Source organism: Longimicrobium sp. (assembly GCA_036377595.1).
GTDB lineage: Bacteria > Gemmatimonadota > Gemmatimonadetes > Longimicrobiales > Longimicrobiaceae > Longimicrobium.
The window spans coordinates 165,233-188,236 of sequence record DASUYB010000108.1 but is presented as its reverse complement, the minus strand read 5'-3'; the positions used below and the strand labels follow the sequence as shown (position 1 = coordinate 188,236).

The window sequence follows — 23,004 nt, the reverse complement described above, 5'->3', positions numbered from 1 at the left end:
ATCTGGATCGCGAACCCGGCTGGCCGACGGTCGGCGCCCGCGATCACCCCAGGTCGGCCCGGGCGCGGCAGGCATGCGCTCCCGGCTCACCGCGTGCCGGAAGAGGATCCCGTGGTTCCTCGCTTCGTCTCCATGCGCCTGGCCGCCGCCGGGCTCCTCATCTCCACCACCCTGGCCGCGCAGACCGCCGCGCCGGCCCGTCCCTCGCTCCGCGCCGGCGCGCTCCCCGCCGGGCTCGCGCTCGACGGGAGGCTGGACGAGACCGCGTGGCGTGAAGCCGACTCCATCCCCGCCCTCACCGAGCTCGAGCCGCGCGAGGGCGGTGTTCCCGCCGGGCGCACCGTGGTCCGCGTGCTGGCGGACGCCGACGCCCTCGTTTTCGGAATCAACGCGCGGTACGCCGACCCGGCCGGCCTGGTGAGCTTCGCCCGGCAGCGCGACGCGTCCTTCTCCAGCGAGGACCACGTCCGGCTGGTGCTGGACACCTTTCTCGACGGTCGGTCGGGGTACGTCTTCGCCGTGAATCCCGACGGGGCGCGCTACGACGCGCTGGTCTCCGGCGGCGGCGAGGACGAGAACGCCGACTGGGACGGCGTGTGGGAGGCGGCCACCGCGCGCACCTCGTCCGGATGGTCGGCCGAGATCCGCATCCCCGTGAAGACCCTCATCTTCGGCCGGGGACTCGACGCCTGGGGCTTCAACGTGCAGCGGCGCGTCCAGGCGCTGCAGGAGACCGACCGCTGGGCCAGCCCCGCGCGCGACTACGAGGTGACGCAGACCAGCCGCGCGGGGCTGCTGACCGGGCTGCCGACGTTCTCGCTGGGGCTCGGCCTCGGCGTCCGCCCTTCGCTCACCGCCGGCGCGGGCGAGGCCGGTCCCGGCGCGCGGCTGCGGAGCCGCGCGGAGCCGAGCCTGGACGCGACCCAGCGGCTGGGCACCAATCTCCTCGCCTCGCTCACCGTCAACACCGACTTCGCGGAGACGGAGGTCGACACCCGGCGCACCAACCTGACGCGCTTCCCCCTCTTCTTCCCCGAGAAGCGCACCTTCTTCCTGGAGGGCGCCGACGTCTTCGAGTTCGGGCTGGGGATGGGCACGGACGTGATCCCCTTCTTCAGCCGCCGCATCGGGCTGTTCGAAGGGCGCGAGGTGCCGCTCCGCGCGGGCGTCAAGCTGAACGGCCGCGAGGGAGGCACCAGCCTGGGCGCGCTGGCGGTCCGCACCGGCGCGGTGCGCGGGCTGCTGCCGGACTCGACGCGCGGAACGCTGGTGCCGGACGCCACCATGGGCGTGGTGCGCGTGCGGCAGAACCTGCTGCGCGAGTCGTCGGCCGGCGTGATCGCCACCTTCGGCGACCCGCAGGGGCGCGCCGGCAGCTGGCTGGCGGGCGGCGACTTCACCTACCAGACCTCGCGCTTCCGCGGCGACAAGAACTTTCTGGTGGGGATCTGGGGATTGGCGATGGGCCGCGAGGGGCTCGCGGGTGACCGAACCGCGGCGGGGATCAAGGTCGACTACCCGAACGACCTGTGGGACGTGGCGCTCACCTTCAAGCGCGTCGGCGACGGCTTCCAGCCCTCGCTGGGCTTCGTCCCCCGGCCCGGCGTGAACATCGCCTCGTTCAGCCTGGAGTACAGCCCGCGCCCCGACTGGGGGTGGGTGCGGCAGATGTTCTACGAGCTCGAGACGCTCTACGTGACGGACCTGTCCGGACGCTGGCAGAGCTACGAGGTGTTCACGGCGCCGGTGAACTGGCGGCTGGAGAGCGGCGACCGCTTCGAAGCCAACTGGGTGCCCGTGGGCGAGCGGCTGGACGAGCCGTTCGAGGTGGCGGACGGCGTGGTGGTCCCCGCCGGCACGTACCGCTGGACGCGCTACCGGCTGGAGGCGGGCACGGCGGCCAAGCGGCGGCTCTCCGGGCAGGCGACCTGGTGGTTCGGGGGATTCTACGGCGGCCGGCTGCACCAGCTCGAGCTGGAGGCGGCGTGGCACCCGTCGCCGCTGGTCACCGTGGAGCTGGAGGGGGAGCGGAACATCGGCCGGCTACCGGGCGGCCGCTTCACCGCCGACCTGGTGGGAACGCGCCTGCGGCTGAACGTCAGTCCGGACCTGCAGGTGAACGGCTTCGTACAGTACGATTCCGAGAGCCGCTCGCTGGGCGCCAACACCCGGCTGCGCTGGAGCTTCAGCCCGCTCGGGGACCTCTTCGTCGTCTACAACCACAACCTGCGCGACGTCGAGGAGCCGGACACCGGCATCCGGCGGTGGGAGCGCCAGTCCGCCCAGCTCCTTCTCAAGGTCGCTTACACGCTCCGCTACTGATACCGAATTGCCGGATCAACTGTGCATTGGAGGAAGGAATCGGCATAGGCATGTCATTCCGAAGGCGCTGCGCCGCCCTGTCTTCCATGCCGGAGCCGTGGCGCCTGAGGAATCTGTAGCCGGCTCCCGAGCCACAGGCCGCCTGTCGCTCGGACGCATGCCACAGATTCCTCGGACGCCGCCCGGCATCAGCGCGATTGAAGATTCGGAGCAGCGGCGCCGCTCGGAATGACATCCGATCGGAATGCACAATCAATTGCGGCAGCCGGCATGAGCCGGTGAGCCGGGCGCCGGCGGGATGCCTGAACCAGCGAGGCGAGCCATGCAACGAACGATCGACACCCCGCAGGTCCAGCCGGTCCCCGTGTCGCGGAAGAGCGTCGGCTGGCGAGTGCTGGCGGTTGCGGCCCTGGTGCTCGGCCTGCTGATGGTCTACGGCGGCGGCGGGCATCTCCTGGCCGTGATCGGCGCGAAGGTGCGGCAGGGCAAGCCGTACGATTTCCGTTTCGCCGCGCTGGTCACGAACGGCGTCATCCTGCTCGGCTCCGGGCTCACCCACCTGGTCGCGAGCCACGGAATCGCACGCGGCCAGGGGTGGGCGCTCCGCGCGAGCGCGCTCGCCGCGGCGCTCGTCAGCGCGTACTGCCTGATCCTCCTGCCGGTCCGCACCGCACGCGGCGCCGCCCTCCCGGCGCTGGTGCTGAACCTGGCGTTCCTGGTCTGGCTCGTGGCCGCGACGTGGCGAGCCGCTCGCGGCCGGAAGCACGCCGACCACGTCGGGTGAGCCCGGCCGTCATACCGGATTGAACGAATGGCCGTGCATTCGATTGGATCTGACGAGAATAGTCTCACACGGAGGGAACGGAGGAAACGGAGGGTTTTCTCATCATCCTCCGTTTCCTCCGTTCCCTCCGTGTGAGCCATTCTGTTGGTCTGATTGCACAATCAATCCGCAGATTCGATATCAGGGCCCCGCGGCATCGAAGCCGCGGGGCCCGGCCTGTGTCGATCCGTGCCGCTCTCCTCGAGAGGGCTGCTGGATTCACGCGCCCGGAAGCACCGGCACCTCCTCGCCCACCACGCTGAAGATCGGGCCCACCTGCCGGCATGCGGACGGATCACCGGCGGGGTCGAGCTCTTCGACGATCCGGTCCGCGCAGCGGAGAGCCAGCGCCGCGATGGTGAGCGATGGATTGACGCCCAGCGACGTGGGCACGATCGCGCCGTCGGCGATGTAGAGCCCGGCGTGGACGGCGTTCGGCCCCGACTTCGAGGTGTCGAACACGCGGCCGTACTCGTCCACGACGCCCTCCGCGGCGCCCTGCGCGATCCGGCATCCGCCCAGCGGGTGGCTCAGCGAGACCGACTTGGCCTTGAGCGCGTCGGCGGCGTCGTTCAGGAACGGGCTCAGGAAGGTGCTCCCCTTCTTCCCGGTGAGCACCTCGGCGAAGCGGTCCAGCGACGCCTTCATGGACCGGTAGATCGGGTCTTCGTGGAAGGGCTTCCCGTCGTCGCGCCGCACCCGCAGCGTGGACTGGCCCCGCCCGCCCAGCCGGAACTCGCCCCGGGCCTCGTCGCGCCCGATTCCCGCCACGCACATCATCCGGCTCAGCCGCTCGTCCTCGGACTCGAAGAACTCGCTGCGGCGCGTGTGATCGGTCCAGATCCCGCGCCACATCCGCGCGACGTACTTCACCCCGTAGAAGAGTGCAGCCTTCAGCACCAGGTACCACGGACGCCGCCCGTTCGCGAGCGAGCGCAGCAGGGGGATGCCGGCCCCCACCAGCGTGGCGAACGGCCGCGGGATGCCGTTGTCCTCGATGGTGTGGAACTGCGCCGGGTTCGGCGCGGGGCCGCCGGTGATCGCCGACTGCGGGGTGTTGAAGTGCCCGAACGAGGTGGTGATCGGGCCGCGGGTGAGGTTCACGTGCTTCTCGGTGTCCTCGACGAACCCGAGGTAGTCGCCGTTCGTCGAGAAGCCGTAGCCCAGCCGCGGGCTGAGGTTCTTCAGCGTGCCGCGGTCGCGGCTGCGCAGCATGATCTCGTTCGTTCCCACGCACCCGGCCGCCACCACCACGCGCTTCGCCTCGACCATCAGGCGCGTCACCCGGGTGGGCTTCTCGGCGTCGCGGACGACGTAGTGGATCCGGTAGCCGCCCGTGGCCAGCTCCTCGATCACGTCCACCTCGGCGAGCGCGCGGACGTGAAGCCGGTCGTAGAACGGCTTCACCGGCGTGCCGTCGGGCTTGGGCGTGCCGCCCAGCGAGGCGCGCATGAGCTGCTTGTTCAAGGTGAAGCGCGCGCCCGGCAGGCACCCCACGATGCAGCGGCCCTGGCGCTCGCAGAAGTTCACCGGCGCGGGCTCCGGCTGCATCGGGTGCGACTCGATGTTGCTGATCGACGAGTCGACGGTGCCGTAGTCGCCGGTGATCCCGGCCATCGCGTTCTGGAACACGCGCGCCCGGTCGATCCAGTTCTGGTGCTGCGGGTCGGGCGCGGGTCCGTGCGCGTCGACGCGGCGGACGGGATGGGCCGGCTCGTCGGGGTTCTGCACGATCTCGAAGTGCGGATCGAGCAGGATGGTGCGTGTGGCGATGTTGCTGAGGCCCGGGTTGACGTTGACCTTCTTCAGGTCGTCGGGCGAGGCGCCCTTCCGCTTGGACCGTGCCCACAGCACGCCGTGGCCGATGGAGTCGCGGGCCAGCTCGAAGTACCAGTCCCGCTCGGGCTTCGACCACGCCGGCCAGCGCGGGTCGTCGAAGATGAGCTCCGGCGGGCGGATGGTGACGTTCGCGTACACCAGCGACCCGCCGCCCACGCCGCAGGCGCGCAGGATGGAGACACCGTCGCTCCTTCCCCCGAAGCCCAGGAAGCCGTTGGTCCCGAAGCGCGTCAGCTCGAACACCCCGTCCTCGTTCCCCTTGCGGCGGAAGCAGCGCAGCAGGAGGTCGACGGCGCCGCGGAAGTGGTCCACCGACGACCAGTACTGCACCGGCTGGCCGTTGTCCCGCAGGAACTGCGGCGTCTTCACCTCGGGATCCTGCACGGTGCCGACCGGCGTGCTCCACCAGGTGCCGCGCTCCAGCATCAGGATCGACTCGCCCTTGCCGCGGCACTTGAAGGTGTCGGCCACGGTCAGCGCCGTCATGGTGCCGCCGAAGCCGGTGCCGATCACCGCCACGTCGTACCGGTCCAGGTAGGTGGTCATGGGGACCTCTCGGGAGGGGGAAACAACTGAGGGAACTGCGCATGATCTGCCGGGTGCGCCCTTCACCGCCGCACCGGTGCTGCCGGACCGGACAACACCTCTGCATGGCTCACGCCGTGGCGCCGCCACGCCCGCAAACGCTGCAAAAGCTGTGGCGACAGGCACTTGCACGTGAAGTACACGCGCCGCCCATCGCCACGACGGCCCCCGTAGGGACACCTGTTCCACATCGGACCTGCCCCGCTCCCGCCCCATGAAAGCGATGGAGCGGCGGACGCCTACCGCACGCTCATCCGCGCGAGTGCGGCGCGCAGCCGCGGGCCAGGTTCACCGCGTCGTCGTTCGCCCAGAAGTGCATGAAGACGAGGCGCGGCTGCTCGCCCAGCAGGTGGGAGTCCAGCGCCGTGACCTCGATCCCCTTGTCGCGCAGCGCGCGGATGACGGGGTTCACCTCGGCGGCGGTCATCACGAAGTCGCCCATGATCGCGGCGCGGCCGCCGCCGGTCGGCTGGAAGTAGATGAGAGCGCGATCCTGTCTCCCATCCCGATCCCCTCCTCGATCCCGGAGTCCGGCCCTCGGAACGATTTCCTTGATCCGGCGAACGCTTGGTGATACAGTTGTTACAGCGCGTGAAACAGCATGCCAGATCACGATACTGCCCATTCGCCAGGTGCGCGCGCGACGGCGACGTCCTCCGGAGAGGATCATGCCACTCCTCGATCGCTGGCGGGCCCTCACGCGAGCTGGAACGATGGTGCTCCTGGCCGGCGTCGGCTGCGGCTCCGTCCGAGGCTCGGATCCCGCGCCGCCGCCGGACTGCGGCGCGGGCGCCGTCGTATCGGAGACGGGCACGCTGCCGGCCGACACCGCGTCACGGAAGCAGGGGCCGCCGCTCCGGACGGTGGCCGACGTGGCGCTTCCGGGACCGGCGGTGCGCTTCGACTACCAGGCCGTGGACACGGCGGCCGGGCGCCTCTACGTGGCGCACATGAACGCCGGCACCCTGCTGGTCTTCGACACGCGGGCGCGCCGGGTGATCGCCGACCTGCCCGGGTTCGCGTCCGTCCACGGCGTGTGGGCCGTCCCGGAGCTCGGCAAGGTGTACGCTGCGGTCACGGGAGGACGGCAGGTGGCGGTGCTCGACGCGGGGACGCTGCAGGTGCGGGCACGACCGGGGCCGATCGGCTATCCGGACGGGATCGCCTACGCGCCCGCGGTGCGGCGCATCTACGTCTCCGACGAATCCTCCGCCGGGCGAGAGCTGGTCGTCGACGGGCGGACGGACCGCGTGGTGGCGACGGTGGCACTCGGCGGCGAGGCCGGGAACACGGTCTACGATCCAGGCGGGGGCTGCGTCTGGGTGGCCGTGCAGACGCGCGACGAGGTGGTCGCGCTCGATCCCCGCGCGGACAGCATCGTGGGCAGGTATCCGCTCGACGGTGCACGGCATCCGCACGGGCTCTCCATCGATCCCCGGCGGCGGCTGATGTTCGTGGCGAACGAGGGCGACGCCACGCTGCTCGTCGTCGATCTGCAGACGATGCGGGTGATCTCGACGCACCCGGTGGGAGACGACCCGGACGTCCTCGCCTTCGACTCCGGGCTCGGCCGGCTCTACGTCGCCTCGGAATCCGGCACCGTCTCCGTCTTCCGCGCGCGGGGGCGGGACCTCGTCCACGAGGGCGACATCCGGATGCCGCACGCGCACACGGTCGCCGTCGACCCGGCCACGCACCTCGTCTACCTCCCCCTCCAGAACCTGAACGGCCGCCCCGTGCTGCGGATCATGGAGCCGTGACCAGCGTGCAGACATCGACTTCGGAACGCCGCGAGGAAGGGGAGCGCGCCCCGTGGCTCTTCCTGATCCACCAGATCCCGCCCAAGCCGGCATACCTGCGCGTGAAGGTCTGGCGCCGCTTGCAGCGCCTGGGCGCGGTGCCGGTGAAGAACTCGGTCTACGTGCTCCCGAACAGTGAGCAGGCGCGCGAGGATTTCGCGTGGCTGCTGCGCGAGATCGTGGACGAGGGGGGAGATGCGGTCGTTGCCGAGGTCCGCCTCGCCGCCGGGCTGACCGACGCGCAGGTCCAGGCCCTGTTCCGCGCGGCGCGGGACGAGGACTACGCCGAGCTGGCGCGGGAAGCGGGCGGGCTCGCCCGCACCGTCGAGGCGGACGCGGAGGGCGCCAGGTCCATTTCCGCGGGGCTGGCGAAGCTGCGGAAGCGCTTCGAGGAGACGGCCGCCATCGACTACCACGGCGCGTCCGCCCGGCGCGACGCGGAGGCCGCCTTCGCGGCGCTGGAGTCGCGGCTGCGGCGCGCCGAGTCTCCGGCCGAGGGCATATCGGTGGCTCGCGCGGAGCTGCGCGGCCGCACCTGGGTCACGCGCGCGGGCGTGTTCGTCGACCGCATCGCGAGCGCGTGGCTGATCCGCCGCTTCGTGGACCCCGCGGCCACGTTCCGCTTCGTCGCCGAGGCGCGCCACCGCCCCGCGCCGGGGGAGATCCGCTTCGACATGTACGAGGGCGAGTTCACGCACGAGGGCGACCGCTGCACCTTCGAGGTGCTCCTCGACCGGCTCGGGCTGGAGGACGACGCGGCGCTCGCCGCGGTCGCCGCCGTGGTGCACGACATCGACCTGAAGGACGGCAAGTTCGGCCGCCCCGAAACCGCCGGCGTCGAGCTCCTGCTGGCCGGGATCGCCCGGTCGGAACCGGACGACGAGCGGCGGCTCCAGGCCGGCGCCGCGCTCTTCGACACCCTGTACGCGTCCTTCACCCCTCCTCCCACCGGGGAGTGAACCGGCCTTCGCGCCGCACCCGGCCGTACCCGTTCGCCCCGGCGGAATCGCGGCGAGTGGCTGAGGCCGGCGCGCTGCCGCCATCGCTCACCCCGGTCGTTCACCGCAATCCCGGAAGGCTGGCGATCATGGAGACCCTCCTGCTCACCCGCTCCGACGTGGTCCGGCTGCTGCCGGTGCCCCGCTGCATCGACGCCGTGGAGGCCGCCTTCCGCCTGCTGGGCGAAGGAAAGGCGCAGCCGCCGGCCACGCTGGCGGTTCACGCCGAAGGCGGCTCCTTTCACGGCAAGGCGGGGCTGCTGGCGTGGAGCGGCCGGGTGTACTTCGCGGGGAAGATCAACGGCAACTTCCCCGTGAACGCCGGGCGGGGACTGCCCACCATCCAGGGGGTGGTGATGCTCTGCGACGGCTGCGACGGCCGCGTGCTCGCCGTGATCGACACCATGGAGCTGACGGCGCTCCGCACGGCCGCCGCCACCGCGGTCGCCGCGCGCGTCCTGGCCCGGGCCGGCGCCACGGTGGCCGCGGTGATCGGGTGCGGAATGCAGAGCCGCCACCAGCTGCGCGCGCTGGCCGCCGTGCTGCCGCTTCGCCAGGTGGCGGCGTTCGACCTCGACCCGGAACGCGCCCGGGCGTTCTGCCGGGAGATGGCGGCCGAGCTGGAGATCGAGGTGGTGGCCCGGCCGGACGTGGCCTCGGCCGCGCGGGGGGCCGACGTGGTCGTCACCTGCACCACGTCGCGCGAGTTCGTGCTGGGGCCGGACGACGTGGGTCCGGGCACGTTCGTGGCCGGCGTAGGGGTGGACAGCGAGGCCAAGCGGGAGCTGCACCCGGCGCTCCTGGCCCGGGCGCGCGTGGTCACGGACCTGCGCGACCAGTGCGCTCGCATGGGTGACCTGCACCACGCGCTGCGGGCGGGAGCGCTCACCCTCGCGGATGTCCACGCCGACCTGGGAGAGGTGGTGGCGAGGCTGCGGCCGGGGCGGATCGGCGACGACGAGATCACCGTGTTCGACTCCACCGGCATCGCGCTGCAGGACGCCGCGGCGGCGGCCGTGGTCTACGAGGGAGCTGCCGCCGGCGGTTCGGCGCGATCCATGGCATTCGGCCGATGAGCGTGGCCGAGGCGGACGAGACGCCGACGGAGGCCGGTGCCGGGAGCGCCGAACCGGTGCCTTACTCGCTGTGGGAGCTGGTGAGGTATTTCCTGCGGCTGGGCACCATCGGGTTCGGGGGGCCGGTGGCGCTGATCGAGTACATGCGGCGCGACCTGGTGGAGCAGCGCCGGTGGATCCCCGCCGACGAGTACCGGGACGGGCTCGCGCTCTCCCAGCTCGCGCCCGGGCCGCTCGCGGCGCAGCTCGCCACCTACCTCGGATTCGTGCACTACGGGGTGCAGGGCGCCACGCTCGTGAGCCTTGCCTTCGTCCTCCCGTCGTTCCTGATGGTGGTGGCGCTGGGGTGGGCGTACGTGGCGTACGGCGGGCTCGCCTGGGTGCAGGCCGTCTTCTACGCGGTAGGCGCGGCGGTGATCGGGATCATCGCCCACAGCGCCTGCAGGCTCACCCGCAGCTCCATCGGCGCGGACCGGCTCCGCTGGGCGGTGTACCTCGTCTCCGCCGCGGTAACGATCGTCACGGAGTCGGAGATCGTCTGGCTCTTCCTGGCGGCCGGCGTCGTCGTGTGGCTGGCGAAGGCGCCGCCCCGCCGCTGGGCGCCCCGGCGACTGGCCGCGGTGGCGTTGCCCGCCGCACCGCTCGCGGTGGCGGGCGCGGATGTGGGGATGCTCGGGCGGATCTTCGGCTTCTTCCTCTACGCGGGCTCGTTCGTCTTCGGCAGCGGGCTTGCCATCGTGCCGTTCCTCTATGGCGGGCTGGTGAAGGAGCGCGGGTGGCTCACCGACCACCAGTTCCTGGACGCCGTGGCGGTGGCGCTCATCACGCCGGGGCCGGTGGTGATCACCACCGGCTTCATCGGCTACCTGCTGGCGGGGCTCGCGGGTGCGTGCGTCGCGGCGCTGGCCACCTTCCTCCCCGCCTACCTGCTCACCATCCTGCCCGCCCCGTACTTCAAGCGCTACGGGAAGCGGCCGGGGATCGCGGCGTTCGTGGACGGGGTGACGGCCGCCGCCATCGGCGCGATCAGCGGGGCCGTGGTCGTGCTCGGCCGCCGCTCCGTGGTGGATCTCCCCACCCTCCTGATCGCGGCCATCGTCCTCGTCCTGCTCTGGCGGAAGAAGGTTCCGGAGCCGCTGATCGTGCTGGCGGCCGCGCTCGTCGGTCTCGTCGTGCACCCGCTGGTGCGCGGGTAGCGCCGGGGGTGTTTCCCTCTCCGGGAAAGGAGGAAGCGATGCGCTGGGTGACCCGCAGGAACGCCAACGTGGACCGCGTCGCCTGTCCACCCGGCACGGACAAGCGAAGCCCCGCCAGCGTAACCGCTGGCGGGGCTTCGTATGAGGCGCGCCCGGAGAGATTCGAACTCCCGACCTTCTGATCCGTAGTCAGACGCTCTATCCAGCTGAGCTACGGGCGCATGTCCAGCGATCTACACACTCGAGACCGCCGAGTGCACCGGGAAGGAATCGAACCTTCAACCTTGGGATTAAGAGTCCCCTGCTCTGCCAATTGAGCTACCGGTGCGTTTTCAGCACAGGCCGGGAAATGTATCCAAACTGCCCGTCACTGTCAACCCGTCCCGGACCATTCCGGCCGGGCCGGGCTCCGCGGCGCTGGGTCCGCCGCGGACGCTAAATATAGCGAAATGCTGGGTTTGATTCAACCCGACGCCTCCATCCATCGACGGGGGATCGGATAAGAAGCGGGGACCCCGGCACAGCGCGCCGAAGCCTTCCTATCCCCGGATACCTCACGCCGCGGCTTTCGCGCGGACCTTCGCGGGGCGGCGTTCGTCGTGGGGGCCGAAGCGCTGGCGGCGGTGGCGCCAGGAGCGCCAGCGGCGGAACGAGAGCCAGAGGCCCGTCCACACCATCAGCGCCGCGCCGAGCGAGACCAGCCCCGCCAGCGTCTGCCCGGCGATGCCGAGCACCTCGCCCGTGTGGGCGAAGCGGAGGATCGAGCGCGTCCGCGCGCCGGGCGTTCCCGCGGAAAACGGCTGCCACTTCACCTCGCGCCCGGCGCGGCCCAGCGTGAGGGACGCGCGCTTCTGCGGCTGGCCCCCGGTACCGCGGTCGATGTTGAAAACCACGGGCGCGGACGCCGACTTCGGCACCTGCAGGGTGATCGTCCGCCAGCCGCCGACCTTCGCCTGCGCGCGCGCCAGCAGCGGGCCGGTGCCGGCGAGCACGTCGCCGCCAGCCGATGCGCCGCCGCCGCGAGCACCCTCGCCGGACGGCGCGGGGCGACCCTCACCGGGGCGCGCGGGCGGGTCCTCGCCGAAGGCGCGGTACACGGCGTTGCTGGCCCACGGATAGGAGATCACCACTGCCGAGGCGACGATCACGGCCAGCGGGAGGAAGGACCAGAAGCCGATGGTGTTGTGCCAGTTGAAGTCGCGCGCGCGGGCGCGCAGCCCGCCGCGGAACCAGGTGACGTTGCGCACCGCGCGGCGCGACCAGTTGCGCGGCCACCAGAGGAAGATCCCGCTCAGCACCAGGAACAGGAACCCCAGGTTCGAGGCGCCGGTGATGGCGCGCGCCCGGTTGCGGTTCTCGCCTTCGGCGGCCAGCCAGCGGTGCCAGCCGGTGACGCCCGCGAAGAACTTCTTCAGCTTCACCGCCCCCTGGCCCAGCACGGCGCCGGTCCACGGGTCGACGAACACGGTCTTCTCGCGCCCGAACGCCACCTCGACCGGGCGATCGGCGCCCGCGCGGAAGACGACGGACGTCGGCTCGCCCTGCTCCACCCGGCGCACGCGCGCCACCAGCTCGTCGGGCGCCAGCCGCGGCGCCCCCGGCGAGGGCGGCGCGACGGTGTACGCTCGCGCGTTGGCGGACTGCGTCATCTGCTTCTCGTAGGTCAGCAGCACGCCCGTCACCGACATCACCAGCACCACCAGCCCCACCGTGATCCCCGTGGCCAGGTGGCACCAGAACAGCACCGTGCGAAACCATCCCCGCATCACGCCTCTCGATCCATCCGTCGGGAAACTCGTCGCGATCGCTCGCACCGGACTCAAAGACACGCGAAGTGCGTGAGATCCCCATGATCCCACGCACTTGCCGTGCACCAGCCTCCACCCCGTGCCGCGCCTCTCAGGACACCGGCCGTCGCGCTCGAGTTAAAAGCGCAGCGCTTAGAACGCGGGGATGCCGGTGATGTCGTTGCCCAGGATCAGGCCGTGGACGTCGTGCGTGCCCTCGTACGTGTACACGGATTCGAGGTTGGCCATGTGGCGCATGGCCTGGTACTCGACCAGGATGCCGTTTCCGCCCAGCAGCCGCCGCGCCTCGCGCGCGCACTCGCACGCCATGTGGACGTTGTTGCGCTTGGCGAGGGAGACCTGCTCGGGCCGCATCGTCCCCTGGTCCTTCAGGTTGCCCAGGCGCCAGCAGAGGAGCTGCGCCTTGGTGATCTCCGTCAGCATCTCCGCCAGCCGCGTCTGCTGGATCTGCGTGGCGGCGATGGGCTTGCCGCCGAACTGGACGCGGTTCTTGGCGTACGCCAGCGCCTCGTCGTAGCAGGCCATGGCCGCGCCGACCGCGCCCCAGGCGATGCCGTAGCGCGCCTGCGTCAGGCACATCAGCGGGCTCTTGAGGCCGCCGGACTTCGGCAGCAGCGCGCTTTCAGGGACACGCACGTCCTGCAGCACCAGCTCGCTGGTGTCGCTGGCGAGGAGCGAGAGCTTCCCCTTCTGGTCCTTGGCGCTGAACCCCGGCGTGTCGGTGGGGACGATGAAGCCGCGGATCGACTTCGTGTCGTCGAGCTCGCCCGTCTTGGCCCAGACGATGGCGATATTGGCGGTCGAGCCGTTGGTGATCCACATCTTGGCGCCGTTCAGCACCCACCCGTCGTCGGTCTTCCGCGCCCGCGTCACCATCCCGCCGGGGTTGGAGCCGAAGTCCGGCTCGGTCAGCCCGAAGCAGCCGATCACCTCGCCGGCCGCCATGCGCGGGAGGTATTCGCGCTTCTGCTCGTCGCTGCCGAACGCGTAGATGGGGTACATGCAGAGCGCGCCCTGCACGCTGGCGAACGAGCGGATGCCGCTGTCGCCGCGCTCCAGCTCCTGCATGATCAGGCCGTAGCTCACGTTGTCGAGCCCGGCGCAGCCGTACTCCTCCGGCAGGTTCGCGCCGAAGACGCCGAGCTCGGCCATCCCGGGGATCAGCTGCCTGGGCAGGTAGCGGCCGATGTACGCGTCGTTGATGACGGGGAGGAGGTTGTCGTCCACCCACTCGCGCACGGTGTCGCGGATCATGCGCTGCTCTTCGGTCAGCAGCGCGTCGATTTCGTAGTAGTCAACGCCCTGGAACTTCGCCATCTCAGCGGCTCGTTTCGTTTGGGTCGATAGGGTCCGGAAAGAGGCGGGGGAATATAGGCAGGGTGCGGGTCGCGGCAAGGAAACGGATGAGCGAGCCCGGATCGTCCGGCGCCGTCCCCGACTGCGGGTTCCACCGCACTCCCTCGGCCAGCGCACAATCCGCGATCAGGCAGACTAAACATTCGCAGTTTAGTCCCTATAACGCACTTTCTTGACGCAAAAATTTGACTTGGCTATCTTGCCTCATCCTCTTTGCGACACAACGGTCCGCAGTGGGGATTGAACTCATCTCGGGAGGAGTTTTGTCAATGGACAAGATCAAGCTGAAGCTCGAGGACATCCAGGTGAACGGGTTCGAGGTGCTTCCGGCCGAGGCCGCCGGCGCCGGAACGGTAAAGGGCGCGGAGGACGGAATGCTCACCGAGAATACGCGCTGCGAGCAGTACACCTGCTGGAACGGCAGCTGTGGCACGGGCAACCCGTGCCGGATTTGCCCCTGAGCCAGGGAAACCTGATCCGTGAAACAACGGCGCCCGGTCGCGTGGACCGGGCGCCGTTCGTACGCAGGGATTCGGAAGCTATTCCACCGTATGCCCGTGTGTCTCGCTTTCCGGCGTGTCGCGGCGGGCCTTGCGGCGGTCGGAGACGGCGTACCAGAGCACGAGCAGGCCGACCAGGGCGAGCACGCCCGGCGCGACCGACGGGTGGTTCGCGAAGCGGCCGAGGCCGAAGCCGAACATGATGCCGCCGAGGATGGCGGCCACGATGTTCAGCCAGGGTCCGGTGCGGAAGGCGGCCATCTCAGCCTCGCCTGGCGCGGACGCGGACGCCGCGGCTGCGGACCACGTCGAAGAACACGCGGCGGGCCACCTTGAACGCCACGTACCCCAGCGCCAGCCCCAGCGCGATCCACACGATCAGGAAGGTGGAGTCCCAGAGACCGAAGTGGTCGAGCAGCCAGAGGTAGAGCGCCAGCACCACCACCCCGGGGAAGACGGCCATGATCGTCGACCGGCGCACGACCGCGGCGCGGCACGCCTTGCACCAGCCGTGGCTGTCGGGCGTCTCGCCCGTGATGGTGCGGCCGCAGCTGCGGCAGTCGAAGCTCTCGCCCGCGTCGCTCATCGCCCCGTCTTTCACCCCAGCCGCCGCACGACCGCGTCGGTGAAGGTCTGCGTGGTGCCGCTCCCCTTCAGGTCCGGCGTCAGGCTGTCCTTTTCGCGGATGGCGGCCTCGAGCGCGGTGCGGATGCGCTGCGCCGGCTCGCGCTGCCCCAGGTGGTCCAGCATCATCAGCGCCGCCATCAGCAGCGCAGCCGGATTGGCCTTCCCCTGCCCCGCGATGTCGGGCGCGGAGCCGTGCACCGCCTCGAAGATGGCCGCGTCCTCGCCGATGTTGGCGCCGGGCGCCAGGCCCAGCCCGCCGACGAGTCCCGCGATCTGGTCGGAGAGGATGTCGCCGAACATGTTCTCGCAGACGATCACGTCGAAGCGGTAGGGGTCCATCACCAGCAGCATCGCCGTCGCGTCGATGATGCGGTCCTCGAACTCCACCTTCCCCTCGTACTCCTTCGCGATCTCCCGGCCCATGTCCAGGAAGAGGCCCTGCGTGTACTTGAGGATGTTGGCCTTGTGCGCGAGCGTCACCTTCTTCCGCCCCATCCGCACCGCGTATTCGAAGGCGTAGCGCAGGATGCGGTTGACGCCGAAGCGGGTGACCAGCATCACGCTCTCGGCGGCGGCGCGCGGGTCGCTGCCGATGCCGATGTAGTGCTCCACGCCGCTGTACAGCCCCTCGGTGTTCTCGCGGATCAGCACCAGGTCGATGTCCTCGTAGCGCCCGCCGGCCACCAGCGTGCGCGCGGGGCGGACGTTGGCGTACAGCTCGAACTCCTGGCGCAGCGCCACGTTGATGGAGCGGAAGCCGGTGCCGCTGGGCGTGGTCAGCGGGCCTTTCAGGGCGACGCAGTGCTTCTTGATGGAGTCGATGGTGGCCTTGGGAAGCGGGTCGCCGGCCTGCTTGAGCGCGGTCTCGCCGGCGATCTGCTCGTCCCACTGGAGCTCCGCGCCCGCGGCCTCGAGGATGCGCACCACCGACTCGGTGATCTCGGGGCCGATCCCGTCACCGGGGATGAGGGTGACTGTCTGCGCCATTCCGGTTCTCTAGTCGAAGCGCACCGCCGGGTCGCGGGCGGTGCTGGTCGTGTTCAGGGCGATGCAAACACCGCGCGAGGGGGAGTTGCGGGGCGAATGAATTCGCGGCAACAACGGCCCGAAGTCCGCCTTCGCGGACTCCCGCGGCCGCATCCACGCGGATGACACGCATCCGCTCGGCATCGGTGGGTTCGCGCGGGGCGCAACATACGCGGATGCGGAGAGAATGCAAAATCCCTCGCGCCGAAGCCGGGCGAGGGATTTGTTGCTGTTCTCCCCTCCCCCATCCCTCCCCACCTGTGGGGGAGGGGCCGGGGGTGGGGGGGGAACGCGCGCAGCGCCCCGCCGTCGAGATCGCCAGCGCCCGCGCCGGCGTCAGTTCGACGCCGCCACCAGCATCCGTCCGGCGAGCGCGGCGGCGGCGCCGGGGAGGGCGCTGGCATCGGCGGTGGGGCGCTGCGGGCCGTCGGCCTCGCCGTACCAGACGACGTTGCCGGTGCGGGTGTCGATCATCACCGCGGCCATGCGCACGTTGCCGCTGCCGTCGCCCGCCGCGGCGGGGAGCCAGGTGGCGCTCTGCGGGATCATCACCAGGCGCGCGTCCATCAGCGCGGAGTAGCGGCGCAGCAGGCCTCCCAGCGGCTCCACCACGTAGCGCTCGCGATGGTGGCGGAACGCGTCGGAGGGGAGGACGTCGGGGTCGTCCGCGTATCCCGGCGAGCGGCGGAGCGCGGAGCGGAGCTGGTCCGGCTCGATCCAGCGCACCCGCGCGTTGCGCTCGCCGAGCGCGAACAGCAGCTCGCGAGTGGCATCGGCGCGCGTCTGCGGCACGCCGGCGACCGTCTGCACCGGCAGCACCAGCACGCGCTGCCCGGCGATGTCCATCGGGCCGACGGTCTCGGCGAGCTTCGGCGTGGGTGCGGGGCCGCCCGGCGGCGTCCCACGGCCGCCGCACGCGGGCGCAATCGCGGCGAGCGCGAGGATCAGCGCGCGGATGGCGACGCGACGGCGCGACGGACGGAGATCGGACATCGGGTGATGGCGGTGCGGGTGCGGCACAGGCATTCGGGTGTGGCGTGTGGCTCGGGTGTGGGCGCCGTCGCTGAGTTCTCCCCCGCCCCTGCGAAGCGGGGGAAAGGGGTCGGGGGGAGGGGGCCGCCCGCGGCCGCGGAGACGCCCGCTGCCCGCCCCTCGAATCGCCCCCGCGCGTGAGGGATGCGCGCCCGGAGGGCCGGGACGGCGCCGCGCGTGCTCCGTCGCCCGGCGTCCGCGGGGATGGCCGGCGCGGCGGCGGCCCGGCGCCGTTGGCCACAGTAGTATCGTGGCCTACGGCGCGCGCAGCCCGCTTTGGCGTCTCAGCGCCAAACACGCCCAAAGCCCGCTCTTCATCAGCAGATGCCAGGATCAGAGCAGGTGGCCGCCGTCGACCGGGATCACGGCGCCGGTGATGTGGCGCGCGTACTCGCTGCAGAGGAACACCACCACGTTGGCCACGTCCTGCGGATCGCCCAGCCGCCCCAGCACGGCCCGCTCGCGCGCGCTGTCCAGGATCTCGGCCGGCACGCCGCTGGTGAGGCGCGTGGTGCGGATGTATCCCGGCGCCACCGCGTTCACGTTCACGTTGCTGGGGCCCAGCTCCAGCGCCGCCGACCGCGTGAGCCCGAGGAGCCCCGCCTTGCTGGCGCTGTAGTTGGCCAGCCCGAACTCGCTGCGGATCCCGTGCACGCTGCTGACGTTGACCACCTTGCCGTCGTGCTGCTTGCGGAAGATGGGGCTGACCGCGCGGATCATGTGGAAGGCGCCGGTCAGGTTGGTGTCGAGCACCGAGCGCCACTGCTCGTCGGTCAGCCGCCAGAGCGCCCGGTCGCGCGCGATGCCGGCGTTGTTCACCAGGATGTTGACGCCGCCCAGCTGCTCCACCGCCTCGGCCACGAAGCGGTCGACCGCGCGCGGGTCGCGCACGTCGCACTCGGCGTGGTGGACGCGCACCTCCATGTGCGTGATCTCGCGCGCCGTCTGCTGGGCCTCGTCGCGGATCTCGCCGCGCTGGTCGTACTGGTACCAGTTGAACGCCACGTGCACCCCGTGCCGCGCGAACTCCAGCGCGATGGCCTTGCCGATCCCCGTGGCCCCGCCCGTGACGATGGCGATGCGGCCGCGCATGTTGCTGCCGTAGGCCAGCGAGCGCGGCTCCGTCTCCTCGACCACCTCCTCGAGGAGCTGCTGCACGGGGTCGGCCACGTGCAGCCCCTCGAGCGGGAGGGGCTGATAGGCGGCCTCAGGGTGTCGGGAGTCGGGGTCGCGTCCGGGCTCGGATGAGGGCATCAGCGACCTGGTCGGGGTCCGTCAGGGACTGGGGGATCGGCCTGCATTGTAACTCGCCGCCGCGGCCCGCTGCAAGCAAGCGGTAGCCGGGCGGCGGTTTACGTCGCCCGCGAGAAAGGCAAGTTGCGGGCCGGGGGTAAGGATCGGGCGCAAACACAGCACGCAGGACGAAGTCAACGCAAATGGACACCCGTTCCCGTATCGTGGCCTATTAGCTTTCCTCCCGACCTGTGTCTCTGGTCTCCTCCACCTCCACTGAAGCTTCTGGGGATTCGTTGGAAGCTTCCACCTTTCCGCGAGTAATTGCATTCAAGGCAGGGATACAGACTAGTCGAAAACTTAGCCACCAGAGATATAAGGCAACGTAGCTGAAGTACTCTTCGTATGAAATCAACCCATGCGCAACGTCGTTGCGGATATTAGAGCCGAACTTTTCTACGAGAAGCCCCTGAAGAGCGAAGACTATGTCCTCTCCCAGCAACTCCTTGAGCTTGGGTTGAAAGAGTAGCCAATTCAGGCCACGCTCCGACTGGATACCTTCGTTGTCAATCGCAGTAACGATCACGCCAGCGCCAACAAGTAGTTCACGAATGGAATTCTCCAGCTGGAAGACGAGCAGCGGGATCGCTTTCGTCATGTCGCCGGCAAATCCAGCGTAGAACGCTTCGGCGAATAACATTTCTCGCCCTTGGGGAACCAGCGGGTTGTTGGACACGATCCAGAAGAAATCCTCGATTCGGAGACCATGCTCTTCCATGATGCGTCGCCGGGCTGGGTCAATCACCGCGCGACCAGAAACCTGATAATGGAGCGTCGCTGTTTGGAGCATGTCCTTGCGAAGCACGGCTTCGCGTTGCTCGGGATCAGAGACATGAAGTGGGCCCTGTCGATCAATCACTTTCCCTTCGCGGTTCAACTGTACGGATGGGAAAAACGATTTGAACAGATACCGCCTTGAACTCTCATCAGCATCTTCCAAAAGGTTGGAATATTTAGGAATATCTGCAAGCAAGGCAAACGAGAGAAGAGCTTCCTGAAGCGATTTATCCGTCACAGCTTCTTCAGCCTCAGCGACTACTCTTGTTATGTCGATCGAGGATGATACCGGCACCAACGATTCAGGGATCTTCCGTTGATACTCCATCATCTCAACATGGAGTTCATCCACTCGCTCGGAGAAACCACCCTCGCGACGAAGTGCTTCGATCGCATGCTCCAGGTATGTTGCTGCAGTGACATTCCCAATGTGGGGCTGTTTAGCGGCCTCGTGTGCCCGTCCGACGTAGCACTCCGCGAGTCGGCGAAAAGCTTCTCGTCGCTTTTCCTGTTCTCCCCGAGCGAGTTCAGTTGCCACTTGCCAGTACTGTTCAGCCTTGTGCCAACCACTTTGAGTTTCGGCTCGCGAAGCAATCATCACTGCAATGTCGTACAGCTCAGACGCATCACCAATACGGTGTTTGGCTGCCAAGGAAAGCAACTGCTTTGATAGGAAGCCGGTCTCTGTACCAACGCGCGCTCTTAACAAGTTTAGGATGAAAGTCGAGACGGTCTGATAGGGTTCACTATTTCTACTAAGCTGAAGCGCGATTTGTAATCCACGTTCCAGGTAGCGAATAGGTCCCGGCCAACTCGGATCTGTATCTTCTAACGGTTTGGCGAGTTCAAGGTACGCAGCTACAGCGATCTGAGCGGTCGGGTACCCACGACCGCGAACCCAGACGAAGTCGGCGATCCGCGCACGCAACGCAGCATCACTCACAAGAGGGGCAAGTTCACGCAGTACCTCAACGTGATCTTGGCTGATGGAATCAGGCGACGCGGAGCGGACGGTATCGGTCCAGAGCCAAGGACGGAATGGATTTTCGTAACTCTCCAACTCTAGTTTAAACGAACATAGATCGGCCAGTAGCCGAAAGGCAGCTTCCGAACGCGCATCACCGCGCGTAAACGCATCATTTGCACGGTCGTAGTACGGGTTCGCGTAATCGAGGACCCGCTCATCCTCATCAGTAGAAGGCACGTCTTGCCACTCCAGTCGGTCAAAGTCTTCTTTGGAAAGCGTAATTGGCTGTTCCACAGGCATCTTGTTTCCTCGCGCAGTCGGGATTTGTTAACAACGAGAAGGAAGACGACCCGCTCGCCGAAGCTGGCCCTGCTGGGCCGCCGCGGTCAAAGACGGGCGGAGGTGCACGATGGCCGACACGTAGACGAACCCCGCCCGCCACCTTCCAGATCCAAAAGCAGCGCAAGAGCCGGTACTGGGAGGTGCGCGACCCCAAAGGCGAGCTAGTGTGTCTGACTGTGTACCGGAAGGCCACGCCGAGCGCGGTTGACCCCCGGCGGCCTCCTGCTTAGGCTGGATGGAGCGACCGGGAGGTACCGATGCGAACGCTGCGCCTGACGTGGTTGGCCGCGATTCTCCTCCTCCTGCTGCCGGCGTGCCGCCGCCATCCCTCCGGCCCCGGCGGCGGCGGCAACAGCGGCGCGCAGTTCCAGCCCACCGAGCCCCGCCTCCTTTCCACCGGCAGCCCCACGAAGGACGAGGACCCGAGCGTCGTCCGCGCGCGCGACGGGCGGATGGTGGTGGCGTGGTTCTCGGACCGCGGCGGCAACGCGGACATCTACGTCGCGAGCACGCGCGACGGCACGACGTGGAGCGCGCCGGCGCGCGTCACCACCAGCCCCGACGGCGACTTCAACCCCAGCCTCATCCAGGACGATCAGGGGACGTTCCACCTGGTCTGGTTCCGCTGGAACGCGCTTTTCCGCGGCAACATCTGGTACAACAGCTCGCCCGACGGCGTGACGTGGAGCCCGGCCGCCGAGGTCCCGGTGACCACCGGGGCCGACGTGGACGACTGGGTGCCGACCCTGGCGCAGGCGCCGGACGGCACGCTCGTGGTCGTTTTCGTCAGCGACAAGCGCGACGCGAACCCGGCGAACGAGCTCTACCTCTCCACGCGGCGGCCGGGGCAGGCCGCCTGGGATCCGCCGGTGGCGCTCGTGGCGGTCAACAGTGCCGCCGAGCACGACCACCTCCCCTTCGCCGCCCGCACCGGCGACCACGTGACGCTGGTGTGGGTGCGGCACGACACGCGGCAGATCCTCCCCTGGCTGAACCCCAAGTCGGACCTCTTCTACTCGACCTCGTCCGACGGGCGCGCGTGGTCGCCCGCCGCGCGGCTGACGAGCGAGAGCGGCGACGTCGTCAACCTGTTCCCCGCGCTGTTCGAGAGCCACGCGGGCGAGTGGTCGTTCCTCTGGCTCTCGACGCGGCACGGAACGCCCCGCGCGTTCGAGGACCCGGTCGCGAACGCCGCCAAGTACCCGTCGGGGGTGACGGAAAGCACGCTCCCGCCCTCGGGGTATTCGTACAAGGTGGCGGCGACGCCCACGGCCGGCGTCTACCTGGGCGTGTGGGTCCAGGGGCCGGAAGGGTCGCAGGACATCTACTACCGCTTCTACAGGAGATAGATGACCTGTCGGCCGCCGCGCGGAAGAGACGAGCCCGAAGTGCATCCTCATCCCCCCGCATTGCCGCGATTTTTTAATGAAAATCGTGTTTGACACGGCGCTCTTCCGCCACTACAATCCGGTGACACACAACCACAGCCGTGGATTGCGCTTGACCCGTCGGCCATAGCAGGCCGATCCCCCCGGGGCCGCGCAACGAGATTCCAAACCAATCCAGCCCACCGGGCGCGGGCGGCCATGCCGTGCGTCCGAGCATGCCGAGAGTAGCAGCGATGCGAGCTCCCACACTGCTTGCGTTCGTCGCCGCGGCCATGGTGTTCGGCGGGGGCCGGACCGCGGCCGCCGCCACGCCCGCGCCGTCCGTCCGCGCCACGCCGCCGCACGCCCACGCCGACACCGCGCCACGACGAAACCGCTCGTCCACCCGCGGCCGATCCGAGCATCCGCGCGCCGAGGCGGTGCTGCGCACGTCGCGCGCGGTGATCTCGGCGGCGCGGCCGGAGATGGGGCCGCAGGCGCTGCGCGTGCAGCGGGCGCTGGCGCGATTGGGAAGCCGCATCGAAACCAGCGACCGCGACGCACTGCGGATGGCGTTCCGCGCGTACTACGCGTACAGGGCCGCGCACCCCGAGAACGTGCGCAAGCCGTACCTGTACTTCGTGGACTACGGCCTCGACGCCGAGACGCCGCGCGGCTACGTGTTCGACATGCGCGAGCTGAAGATCGTGGAGGGGCCGTTCCGCGTGGCGCACGGGCGTGGGAGCCGGGCGCGCGGCGGGGTGCCGCGGATCTTCAGCAACCGCCGGGGGAGCGAGGCCACGTCGCTGGGGCTGTTCCTGGCCCAGGAGACGTACCGCTTCAGCGGCCGCAGCGGCGGGCGCCGCTACACTTCCACGGGGCTGCGGCTGCGCGGGCTGTCGGGCCGCTTCAACGCGCGGGCCCGGGAGCGCGGCGTGGTGGTGCACGGCGCACCGTACGTGAACGGCGACCGCGCGGGCCGCAGCGAGGGGTGCCCCGCCGTGTCGCCTACCCGTGCGCGCACGCTGATCCCGCGCATCAAGAACGGCGGACTGGTCTTCCTCTACTCGCCGCACGCCACCACGTGGAAGCGCGAGGACCCGTGGGCGAACCGGGGACGGGGATGAGGGGAGTGCGGAGTGAGGGCCCGCGGTGAGGAACCGCGGGCCCGTTTTCGTTGCGAATCGGAGGCTGTCGTGCGGACGCGGTGATAGATCCTTCGGCCTGCAAGCGCTTGCGTACACGTCGGTTACGGCCTCAGGATGACGTCG

At 69.5% G+C, this 23,004-nt stretch carries 19 protein-coding genes and 2 tRNA genes; 9 read left to right on the top strand and 12 right to left on the bottom strand.

The features are described 5' to 3' along the window. The first annotated feature begins 111 nt into the window (after positions 1-111). Positions 112-2,322 carry a DUF5916 domain-containing protein gene (locus VF092_19655; GenBank protein HEX6749520.1) on the top strand — a complete coding sequence of 737 codons (2,211 nt, stop codon included), beginning with the start codon at positions 112-114 and terminating at the stop codon, positions 2,320-2,322. A 322-nt stretch (positions 2,323-2,644) separates the two neighbouring features. Beyond that, entirely contained in the window at positions 2,645-3,106 is a 462-nt protein-coding gene (locus VF092_19650; protein ID HEX6749519.1) for a hypothetical protein, read from the top strand. A gap of 258 nt (positions 3,107-3,364) precedes the next feature. Here the strand turns inward: VF092_19650 and VF092_19645 are convergent, their stop codons facing one another. Together VF092_19645 and VF092_19640 are read right to left on the bottom strand one after the other, a co-directional pair. Next, a complete protein-coding gene (locus tag VF092_19645) occupies positions 3,365-5,530 on the bottom strand; it encodes a GMC oxidoreductase (GenBank protein ID HEX6749518.1) in 2,166 nt (721 codons plus the stop codon). Between the two features lie 289 nt (positions 5,531-5,819). Next, positions 5,820-6,194, bottom strand: a complete 375-nt coding sequence (locus VF092_19640; protein HEX6749517.1) for a DUF1259 domain-containing protein — start codon at positions 6,192-6,194, stop codon at positions 5,820-5,822. Between the two features lie 88 nt (positions 6,195-6,282). On the opposite strand from VF092_19640, the gene VF092_19635 reads away from it, so the two are divergent. The 4 genes from VF092_19635 to VF092_19620 all read left to right on the top strand — a co-directional run bounded on the left by VF092_19635 (position 6,283) and on the right by VF092_19620 (position 10,638). After that, entirely contained in the window at positions 6,283-7,329 is a 1,047-nt protein-coding gene (locus VF092_19635; GenBank protein HEX6749516.1) for a YncE family protein, read from the top strand. A 5-nt stretch (positions 7,330-7,334) separates the two neighbouring features. Continuing rightward, complete coding sequence (locus tag VF092_19630) at positions 7,335-8,327, top strand: chromate resistance protein ChrB domain-containing protein (GenBank protein ID HEX6749515.1); 993 nt, start codon at positions 7,335-7,337, stop codon at positions 8,325-8,327. 128 nt (positions 8,328-8,455) lie between these two features. Then, the gene (locus tag VF092_19625; protein HEX6749514.1) at positions 8,456-9,442 is read left to right on the top strand and encodes an ornithine cyclodeaminase family protein; all 987 of its coding nucleotides are present in this window, start codon (positions 8,456-8,458) and stop codon (positions 9,440-9,442) included. Further along, on the top strand, positions 9,439-10,638 hold the full coding sequence (locus VF092_19620; GenBank protein HEX6749513.1) for a chromate transporter: 1,200 nt from the start codon (positions 9,439-9,441) through the stop codon (positions 10,636-10,638). The genes VF092_19625 and VF092_19620 overlap by 4 nt, the downstream gene beginning before the upstream one ends. A gap of 147 nt (positions 10,639-10,785) precedes the next feature. Here the strand turns inward: VF092_19620 and VF092_19615 are convergent. The 4 genes from VF092_19615 to VF092_19600 all read right to left on the bottom strand — a co-directional run bounded on the left by VF092_19615 (position 10,786) and on the right by VF092_19600 (position 13,763). Continuing rightward, a tRNA-Arg gene (locus VF092_19615) sits at positions 10,786-10,859 on the bottom strand. A 34-nt stretch (positions 10,860-10,893) separates the two neighbouring features. Next, positions 10,894-10,966 (bottom strand) — tRNA-Lys (locus tag VF092_19610). A gap of 226 nt (positions 10,967-11,192) precedes the next feature. Next, positions 11,193-12,404 (bottom strand): PepSY-associated TM helix domain-containing protein, encoded by a 1,212-nt coding sequence (locus tag VF092_19605; protein ID HEX6749512.1) that lies wholly within the window; start codon positions 12,402-12,404, stop codon positions 11,193-11,195. 174 nt (positions 12,405-12,578) lie between these two features. Then, the gene (locus VF092_19600) at positions 12,579-13,763 is read right to left on the bottom strand and encodes an acyl-CoA dehydrogenase family protein (GenBank protein HEX6749511.1); all 1,185 of its coding nucleotides are present in this window, start codon (positions 13,761-13,763) and stop codon (positions 12,579-12,581) included. Between the two features lie 308 nt (positions 13,764-14,071). On the opposite strand from VF092_19600, the gene VF092_19595 reads away from it, so the two are divergent. Continuing rightward, positions 14,072-14,263, top strand: a complete 192-nt coding sequence (locus VF092_19595; GenBank protein HEX6749510.1) for a hypothetical protein — start codon at positions 14,072-14,074, stop codon at positions 14,261-14,263. Between the two features lie 78 nt (positions 14,264-14,341). On the opposite strand, the gene VF092_19590 is transcribed toward VF092_19595, so the two are convergent. The 6 genes from VF092_19590 to VF092_19565 all read right to left on the bottom strand — a co-directional run bounded on the left by VF092_19590 (position 14,342) and on the right by VF092_19565 (position 20,324). Next, complete coding sequence (locus VF092_19590; protein HEX6749509.1) at positions 14,342-14,563, bottom strand: hypothetical protein; 222 nt, start codon at positions 14,561-14,563, stop codon at positions 14,342-14,344. A gap of 1 nt (position 14,564) precedes the next feature. Continuing rightward, positions 14,565-14,888, bottom strand: coding sequence for a hypothetical protein (locus tag VF092_19585; protein ID HEX6749508.1), 324 nt, complete (start codon positions 14,886-14,888; stop codon positions 14,565-14,567). 11 nt (positions 14,889-14,899) lie between these two features. Next, on the bottom strand, positions 14,900-15,916 hold the full coding sequence (locus VF092_19580) for an isocitrate/isopropylmalate family dehydrogenase (GenBank protein ID HEX6749507.1): 1,017 nt from the start codon (positions 15,914-15,916) through the stop codon (positions 14,900-14,902). Positions 15,917-16,291: 375 nt separating this feature from the next. Next, the gene (locus tag VF092_19575; GenBank protein ID HEX6749506.1) at positions 16,292-16,948 is read right to left on the bottom strand and encodes a hypothetical protein; all 657 of its coding nucleotides are present in this window, start codon (positions 16,946-16,948) and stop codon (positions 16,292-16,294) included. A 372-nt stretch (positions 16,949-17,320) separates the two neighbouring features. Continuing rightward, the gene (locus VF092_19570) at positions 17,321-18,241 is read right to left on the bottom strand and encodes a 3-oxoacyl-ACP reductase family protein (protein HEX6749505.1); all 921 of its coding nucleotides are present in this window, start codon (positions 18,239-18,241) and stop codon (positions 17,321-17,323) included. Positions 18,242-18,452: 211 nt separating this feature from the next. Next, entirely contained in the window at positions 18,453-20,324 is a 1,872-nt protein-coding gene (locus VF092_19565) for a DUF4209 domain-containing protein (protein HEX6749504.1), read from the bottom strand. Between the two features lie 299 nt (positions 20,325-20,623). On the opposite strand from VF092_19565, the gene VF092_19560 reads away from it, so the two are divergent. Then, complete coding sequence (locus VF092_19560) at positions 20,624-21,715, top strand: sialidase family protein (GenBank protein ID HEX6749503.1); 1,092 nt, start codon at positions 20,624-20,626, stop codon at positions 21,713-21,715. Between the two features lie 272 nt (positions 21,716-21,987). Continuing rightward, on the top strand, positions 21,988-22,860 hold the full coding sequence (locus VF092_19555; protein HEX6749502.1) for a murein L,D-transpeptidase catalytic domain family protein: 873 nt from the start codon (positions 21,988-21,990) through the stop codon (positions 22,858-22,860). Positions 22,861-23,004 lie beyond the last annotated feature (144 nt).